Raw genomic sequence first — 8,460 nt, 5'->3', positions numbered from 1 at the left:
AAAAAGAAAGTTCCAAAACCCGAACGGCAAAAAGACAAACCTCATGTCTCCACTGCTCGATTGCTGAGTGAATCGAAATCTAAAAAAGATAAAAAAGCACCTTGAAAGGGCTGGTCGCTAATTCTAAATTATCGAGCTCATCATCCACCACAAGCACGCGAATGCCCTGCAAGGTCAACGTGTTGGTTGTGGATATTAACTGCTGCTTCAAGGTTTTTGACATCGGTAGGAGGGGAAGCTGCACTGTAAATGTTGCACCTTGTCCTTCTCCAGCGCTTTCTACCCAAACGGTACCGCCATGCAGTTTAACGATATGATGAACGATCGCCAGCCCCAGCCCCAGGCCTCCAAATGCCCTGGTAATACTACTATCCGCTTGCCGGAAGGTATCAAAAACATGCGGTAAAAATTCCGCACTGATTCCTTTTCCAGTATCTTTGACTTGAATCTGAGCATACGCCCCAATAGTGGTGAGCTGGACATCGATCTGACCACACTCTGGCGTAAACTTCACAGCATTAGATAGGAGATTCCATATCACCTGTTGTAGACGAGCTGCGTCCCCTGAAACAGGAGCTAGATTTGCTGCAATTTGAGTGCGAATTTGAAGTTCTTTTGCGTCGGCCGCTAAGCGAACAGTGCCAATAGCAGCATCAATAACAGAAGCAAGATTGACAGGGCAAGGCGTTAAAATGAGTTTGCCTTGCAAGATACGCGAAATATCCAGTAAATCTTCAATGAGCTGCACTTGTAATTTGGCATTACGCTCAATTGTTTCTAGAGCGATCGCCGTTCTTTTGGCATTCAAACCTCCCTGGAGCAGCAATCGTGACCATCCCAAAATAGGGTTCATAGGCGTGCGTAACTCGTGGGAAAGCACTGCCAAAAATTCATCTTTCATGCGGTTAGCCGCTTCGGCCTGAGATCGGGCGCGCTGTTCTGCTTCATAAAGTTGGGCTCGAACAATAGCCTGGGCGCACTGTTGCGCCAGAGATAGCATAAATGCGCGATCGTCTTCTGTAAGCTGAGGCAGTGTTGCAAACGAAATCGTCATGCCACCCACAGGTTGTCCTTCAATCACCAACGGTAGGGAAATCCAGGCCTGGTACGTTGCTAACGCATAGGCCCCCGCTAAGTGGGGATAACGAGTAATGCGTTCCTCTAAGGTTTCCTCCCACATCGGTTGTCCAGTTCGAATGGCATCCGTTAAAGGTGTGTTAACGGTGAGAGGAAAGCGTTGCCATTCTGGCGTAATATTCCCTTTTTCACCAAGGTAATGAATAATTTCAAGTTCATCTTTTTCTGGAGTAATAAGCGCTACTAAAACTGAGGCCGCACTCACGACAGCCCTGGTTTGTTGTGCAATTACCTCTGCAACCTGTACCGGAGTTAGTGACTCTGAAAGGGCAGCCGTTACCGCTTGTAACCGTGCCGTCCGTTCTGCCGTCCGTTCGGCTCGCTGCCGCGCCTGTTCGGCCTGTTGATAGAGACGGGCATTGGCGATCGCCATGGCAGCCCGATCCGCCAGGTCTTGAAATAAATTCAGGTCATCCTGCGTATGGGGGTCAGCCGGTGCATGGCGTGTGAGACTGAGCACACCAATCGTTTTGCCTTGCACTTTTAAGGGGACCAGTAAGGCGCTGCGCACCTGAAACCTCTCCAGGTAGCATTGATATTCAGGTTTGATAGCTGTAGCGAATTTTTCCTGAGTAGTTACGGGCATGAGTAAGGCCTCTCCCGTCTGCATCACTTGGCCCCCAATGCCCTCATCAATACGGCGGGGATAGCGTTCTAACAAGTCTCCAACAAAGCTTTTAACGTCTGGATCAGGATGATGAAACGAGACGTGTTCTAACGATTGATGATCGTCCCCAAGAAGATTGAGAACACAAACATCATGGGTTAATTCGCTGGTGAGACGTGTGACGGTATCTAAAATGGTTTGCAAGTCCAAACTTGCCGCCACGAATATTCGGGATACTTGAGCCAAAAACCGTTGAGTTTGCTCCATCCGCTTCCAATCGTCAATATCGGTGCAGGTGCCAAACCATTTCACGATCTCACCGCTCTCATCTAATAGGGGAAAGGCCCGTGTTAAGTGCCAGCGATAGACGCCATCGACGCGTCTGATCCGCTGTTCCGATTGAAAGATCTCCTTGTGAGTTAACGCTTTAATCCAAGCTTTTCCGAAGCCCTCATGATCGTCAGGATGGCGAAAACTACCGTTTGCATTTTGGCTTGCTTCCAGGGTCAAACCTGTGTATTGAAACCACCTTTGGTTGTAGTATTCCGTGAAGCCATTGGCTTGCGCCACCCAAACCATTTGAGGGATAGATTCTGCCAGAAACCGGAGACGTTTCTCACTGGCTTCTAGCTGGGCCCGTGCTGCTTGCTCTGCTTCATAAAGCTGTACCCGTTCGCTCACATCAACAGATACACCAATCACACGGACGGCTTGCCCTTGTTCGTCGAAGTAAACGCGCCCCTGGCTATTAAACCAACCGATCGTTAGGTCAGGACGGAGCAGACGCCACTCCTGGGAATATTGGCGTTCTCCAGCCTTCGCCTGCTCTAAAGCCTGAATCAGCTGTGGTTGATCCTCCGGATGAATCATGGCGAAGAAGTCTTCCGCCGTACCTACTTGGATTCCAAAAACATCCATAGCATTAGGAGAGCAAATGATCTGATGTGTTCGTAAATCCATGTCCCAGGCCACCATGGAAGCTGAAGACAGCGCAAGTTGTAGTCGTTCCTCCATCTGTCTCAAGTCCTTCTCAACTTGTTTCAGATGAGTGACATCCAAAATTGCTCCCAGATAACGCTCGGGTATCCCGTCTGCATCCCTTAAGATATAAGCGCGATCGATGACATGAGTATATTGCCCATCGATTCGCTGAAAGCGGTACTCTGCACTCCACCGTTCATCAGCTCTAATTAAAGCCGCTTCAAAACTGGCAAGAACTCGATCCCGATCCTCCGGATGTAAACGTTCAATCCACCAGTGCGAAGATGTGTTTTCTGAAGAGCGCTTACCAACCAGTTGGTCATATCTATGGTTCCACCATATAGAGCCCGTTCTTAGATGGCGGTCATAAACGGCATCATTGGTTGCTTGTAACACCAGGGATAGGCGTTCTTCCATGGTTCGCAGACTCAATTCGGCCTGTTTGCGAGCGGTTATATCATGAGAAATGCCAATGACTTGATGGGGTGTGCCTGTTCCCGTACGGGAGAAAACTAAATCTCGACTCCACAACCAGCGCCATTCTCCATTCGCATGGCGCATACGGTATTCTCGCTCAATCACTTCACCTTCCTGAGCGTGATTGAAGCGTTCCACATGAGCAGGTAGGGTCGCGAGGTCTTCTGGATGCATGAGCGTTGGGAACAGTAGGTGACCCATTGCTTGAACTTCATCGGATGTATATCCCAACACTTCTCCAATCTGACGGTTCACATAGACATTGTGCTGACCAAGCAGGTCATAGATATAGAGAATCCCAGGAGTTGCATCGGCGATTTGCTGAATAAAGCGCTGGCTTTCTTCAAGTTGTTGTTCGATCTGTTTGCGTTCACGAATATCCTGAAAAATGACGACACTGGTTGAAGCGTGATCGTGCATGGCAGGTAGGGTATCGGCATACACCAGGAGCGGAAACGTACCGACAGGGGTACGCCAATTGATTTCAGTCCCCACAATTTTCTCCCCCTGAGCTGCCCGCACAGCCGGGAGGTATTCTGGTGGAATAACTTGTCCTGTGGCATCTGTACAGTGGTAGTCGTCGTTGTACGTTGCCCCAACGTCTTTGGCGAGATCTACCCCTGCGATCGCATTAGCAGCCTGGTTAGAGAACGTCACCCGAAGTTGCTGTGGGTCAACCATAATTAATGGAGTCGGCAGCAAATTGAGTACAGATTCCAGCCATTGCCGTTCATTCGTTTGAACATCTGCCTGCTGCTGAAGTTTTTGTTCCAACTGCTTACGTTCGTCATTTTCGGTGCAGGTTCCAAACCAACGCGTAATCTGGCCCATCTCATCCTGATAGGGAAGTGCTTGCGCAAGGTACCATCGGTACGAGCCATCGGCCATCTTCAGGCGATATTCAATTTGATATCGAGTTCCAGTGGTAACCGCTTCTGTCCAACAGTCAACGGCTTGCTGTATATCCTCTGAATGAACCAGGGGTTGCCATCCCTCTGACAAAAGCTGCTCCAGGGTAATTCCAAAAGCATCCAGGCTTTGTTGGTTAAAATACTCGACTTCACCATTGGGCTGGCACGTCCAAACCATGTGGGGAATAGCATCTACCATCTGACGAAATCGCTGCTCTTGCGATCGCAACGCTTCAACCCTTTGCTGAAGTTTCACAATTTGGTCTTGTAACTGTCCATTCTGTTGGCGCAACGCAGTTATTTGTTCTTCAGGCAATGTTAAAGATAGGCTAGTCTTTGGCATGACTACCGTTGGCGCAGTGTGATCCACTCCATGGCCAAACCTTATTCCCTGATCTGCACAACCCTGCCCTTGGGCTTGACGTGCATACCGTTCAACCAACTCGGAACGGGAAACCCCCACTTCTCTCGCCTGCTCTTCAAGCAACTGCCAGGCAGTATTTGTCAGAGACAATTTGACGGCTTGTTTAGATTCTCCAGCCCATGCCTGAGCGAATTTGCCGGTTTTATCACGTTTCATAGAGGTACAGCCCGTATGCCCATATGGCTGCTCCCATTAAATCTGGCTGAGGCGGCACAATCAATCTGCCAGAAGATGGAGGCCCAACCAAGAATTTATACAAGTAATAACAAGCATTAGTTCGGACAGTTTTTCTGAAACCCTTGATCTTGCGTGCGCTTCACGCACACAAGATCAAGGGTTTCAGAAAAACTGTCCAGAGTATTGAACAAGTAAAGTTAAATGCTTGTGATAGAAAGTGGCGCGGCGCTTTACGCCGCGCCACTTTCTATCACAAGCATTTAACCCGACATGATATAAGAAGTTGGACGTCAGGCGTTTAGTCTGACGTCCAACTTCTTATTGCAAAGCACCTAACACTACTTAGCATAGACAGAATTATGCGATTACTTGTTCAACAGCATTCACCAATTGTTCCGGTTCAATGGGTTTAGCCAGATGACGTTGAAATCCAGCAGCTAAAGCCTGACGTTGATTGATATTTCCAGCATAGGCTGTGAGGGCAATTGCCGGAATCACTTTCCCTTGCTCTGACAGGAGCGCCCGGATTTGTCTCATTAGTGCGTAACCATCCATTTCTGGCATACCAACATCACTAATCAAGACATCCGGTGCTGACTTCATAAACTGTTGTAGTGCTTCAGTTGCCGATGCTGCCACCCTAACGGTTGCCCCTTGTTCCTCCAGGATGAAACGAATTAACTCTCGCATGTCCGCTTCGTCATCCACAATGAGAACACAGAGACCGCTCAAACTCCGGCTTTTCTGCGTTGGTAATATCTTAGAATCAAACGTTTGCAGCGATACCTTCAAGGGCAATTGAACCGTTAATGTTGCACCCATTCCGCTACCCGGACTTTCTGCTTTTACGGTGCCGCCATGCAGTTCTACCAGATGACGGACGATCGCCAGCCCCAACCCCAATCCTCCAAACCTACGGGTCATACTGCTATCAGCCTGCCGAAAATACTCGAAAACGTATGGTAGAAAATCAGGACTAATCCCTTGACCTGTATCTCTTATCTGGATTTGAGCGTAATCTCCTAGCCGCTCTAGTCGAACCTCAACTCGACCACCAGATGGGGTAAACTTCACAGCATTAGAGAGCAAATTCCATACAACCTGCTGTAAACGATTCGCATCTCCATTAACTTGCCCAACGCCTACATCCAGGTGTGTCTCAATTTGAATTCCTTTTGTTTCCGCTGATAACCGCACCGTTTCAAGGGCTGCTTCAACGGTTTTGGTCACGTCAACCGAACTGACGTTCAGGCTGAGCTTCCCTTACAGGATACGTGAGACATCCAGCAAATCTTCAATCAGTTGAACCTGGAGTTTTGTGTTGCGCTCAATGATATCGAGGGCGCGGTCTGTTGCAGCCGCGTCAAATTGCCGCGTTCGGAGCAGTTTTGTCCAACCCAGAATGGGATTGAGTGGAGTTCTTAATTCATGGGACAAAACTGCAAGAAATTCGTCCTTCACTCGGTTGGCGGCTTCCGCTTGTTCCCGCGCTGCCTGTTCCCGCTGCAAGAGCTGTTCTCGTTCGGCTTCAGCTTGCTTGCGATCGCTTAAATCCAAGATAAAAGCAACCGCTTCTTCTCGCTCTGTCAGTGTCAGGCCAAAACCAACGAATACTGGAACCCGGCTTCCATCTTTGCGAATGTATTCCTTCTCATAGGGAGTACAGGCTCCCCGCTGGCGTGCTTCTACAATGGCTGCTTCGTCTAATGACAAGTACTCGGGCGGAGTAATATCAATCCATCGCAAGGTTCCGGATCGCAAGTCCTCGCGGCTATATCCCACAATTCTTAGAAACTCATCATTAGCCTCTTGAATACCGCCCTCTAAGTCACCAAACAAAATACCAATGACATTAGCGGTCACAAAGCTACGCAACCGCTCTTCACTTAATCGTAAAGCCGCTTCCGTCCGCTTGCGAGCCGTAATATCAGACACAACAGACACACAGCTAATACCAGCTTGAGCCTCATCGACGGGTGCCGTCCATAGCTCTACGTCGAATCGGGTATTATCCTTCTTCTGGCGTTGTAATTCAACTCTCGCTAAGCCTTGTCCTTGTAGCGTGATCGATAAATTATTTAGAAACTCATCCCGTTTATCAATAGGTATGGCAGGTAAAAATTGTCCTAAAACTTCTTGTTGACTCCAGCCAAAAATACGCTCCGCAGCAGGATTCCAGATTCGTACCGTACCATCTGCCCGTAAGCCCATAATGGCTAACGGACACGCTTGAATAACCGCCTGTAGAGTTTGATTACTCTTAGCTAGAGCGGCTTCTGCCTGCTTACGAGCCGTGATGTCAAAAAGAACCCCGATTGACCGAATCGCCTGTCCTGTTTGATCGTAAGTAAAATTTCCCAATCCCATAAACCAGGCAATTTGTCCATCATTTGCCCGAATTACTCGGTATTCAGATTCATAGAGTGTATGATCTTGCCGTGCCTGCTCCCAGGTATGAATAACTCGCTCTAAATCATCAGGGTGAAGCCGACTAACCCACATTTGCTCACTGGCTTCTCCAGTAGCAACAGGTTCATAGCCCATCATGGTGAAATGTTGCTCTGACCAAATGGCTTTTCCGGTCTTCAGATCGACATCCCAGGTTCCCATCTGGGCGCCTTCCGTAGCCAATCTCAGCCTCTCCTCACTTTGGCGCAGGGATATCTCTACTCGTTTATACTCGGTTACATCTCTAGAAACACCGATGACTGTTTTGACTTGTCCTCCTTCCATTAATTCAGGGGTAAATCGGGATTGGTAGAACCGTAGCTCTCCATCCGGATTAGGAAATTCATATTCCAGTAAATAGCTTTGCCCCGTCTCGAAGACCTGTTGTAACGTGGCGTACCAGGATTGCGATCGCGCATCCGTAAACCCCAGTTCAATACCAGTTTTACCAATAAAATATTCGGGCGGCACCCCCAACGCTCGCTCAATACTGGGATTAATGTAGAGATGGCGCAGATCACGATCATATCGAGCAACAATATCCGGGGTACTTTCCACTAAAGTACGAAATTCTTGTTCTCGTTGCCGTAATTCAGCTTCGGCACGTTTGCGATCGCTCACATCTACCGAGAGCCCAAGCATCCGCACGCCCCGTCCTGTCTCATTCAGAAAAACTCGCCCCTGACTATTCAGCCAGTGAATCATGCCATCTGGCCCAGTAATCCGATATTCCTCGGAGTAGGTAGTTTCGCCAGCGATCGCCCGTTCTGCGGCCTGTATCACCTGTTGGCGATCATCCGGATGAATCACCGCAATAAAGTCTTCCACTGTGCCCTCTTGAATGCCCCAAACCTCTAGTGCATTGGCTGAGCAAACCACTCGACTGGCCATTAAATCCATATCCCAGGCAACCACTTGGGCCGAGGTGAGAATGAGTTGCAAGCGTTCTTCCGCCTGCTGCCGAGCGATACGTTCCTGACTAAGTTGCTGGGTCAATTGCTCGATTTGTTGCTGGCACTGGCAATGAGACGCTTCTAGTTCTAGGAGGCGTTGACGGAGTGTGTTTACCTCCTCAATAGACCAATTCACTGGAGCGCTGGAGTCATTCATGCAACGGAGAGTTTCAAACTGTTAGGACTGGATGCGCATACGGTTATAACAATTAGGACATCAAATTCAATAGACCAGCCCTCTAAAGGTCATTTGAGAGCTTCTTAATATTTTCTATCATCCCTGTTATCACTGGCTTTCAGGCTTCTATTCTAAAAGCTGAACGTTTAACACCCACGTTTGAGCCA

The 8,460-nt window shown here is 48.7% G+C and carries 3 protein-coding genes; all 3 read right to left on the bottom strand.

Going from position 1 to position 8,460, the window contains the following annotated elements; translation table 11 throughout:
* Positions 1–79: 79 nt before the first annotated feature.
* Positions 80–4,693 carry a PAS domain-containing protein gene (locus NDI52_RS34255; protein ID WP_348257150.1) on the bottom strand — a complete coding sequence of 1,538 codons (4,614 nt, stop codon included), beginning with the start codon at positions 4,691–4,693 and terminating at the stop codon, positions 80–82.
* Between the two features lie 378 nt (positions 4,694–5,071).
* Positions 5,072–5,944 carry an ATP-binding protein gene (locus tag NDI52_RS34250; RefSeq protein WP_348257149.1) on the bottom strand — a complete coding sequence of 291 codons (873 nt, stop codon included), beginning with the start codon at positions 5,942–5,944 and terminating at the stop codon, positions 5,072–5,074.
* A gap of 33 nt (positions 5,945–5,977) precedes the next feature.
* Entirely contained in the window at positions 5,978–8,272 is a 2,295-nt protein-coding gene (locus tag NDI52_RS34245) for a PAS domain S-box protein (RefSeq protein WP_348257148.1), read from the bottom strand.
* Between the last annotated feature and the right edge of the window lie 188 nt (positions 8,273–8,460).

The organism is Leptolyngbya sp. PL-A3 (assembly GCF_039962325.1).
Lineage (GTDB): Bacteria > Cyanobacteriota > Cyanobacteriia > Elainellales > Elainellaceae > Vacuolonema.
The sequence above is the reverse complement of the archived record's forward strand: the minus strand, read 5'-3'. Positions and strand labels throughout refer to the sequence as shown.

What these genes read in the sequence shown, in the direction of transcription:
- NDI52_RS34255 (WP_348257150.1), bottom strand. Translation starts at nt 4,693, where the DNA reads ATGAAACGTGATAAAACCGGCAAATTCGCTCAGGCATGGGCTGGAGAA.
- NDI52_RS34245 (WP_348257148.1), bottom strand. Translation starts at nt 8,272, where the DNA reads ATGAATGACTCCAGCGCTCCAGTGAATTGGTCTATTGAGGAGGTAAAC.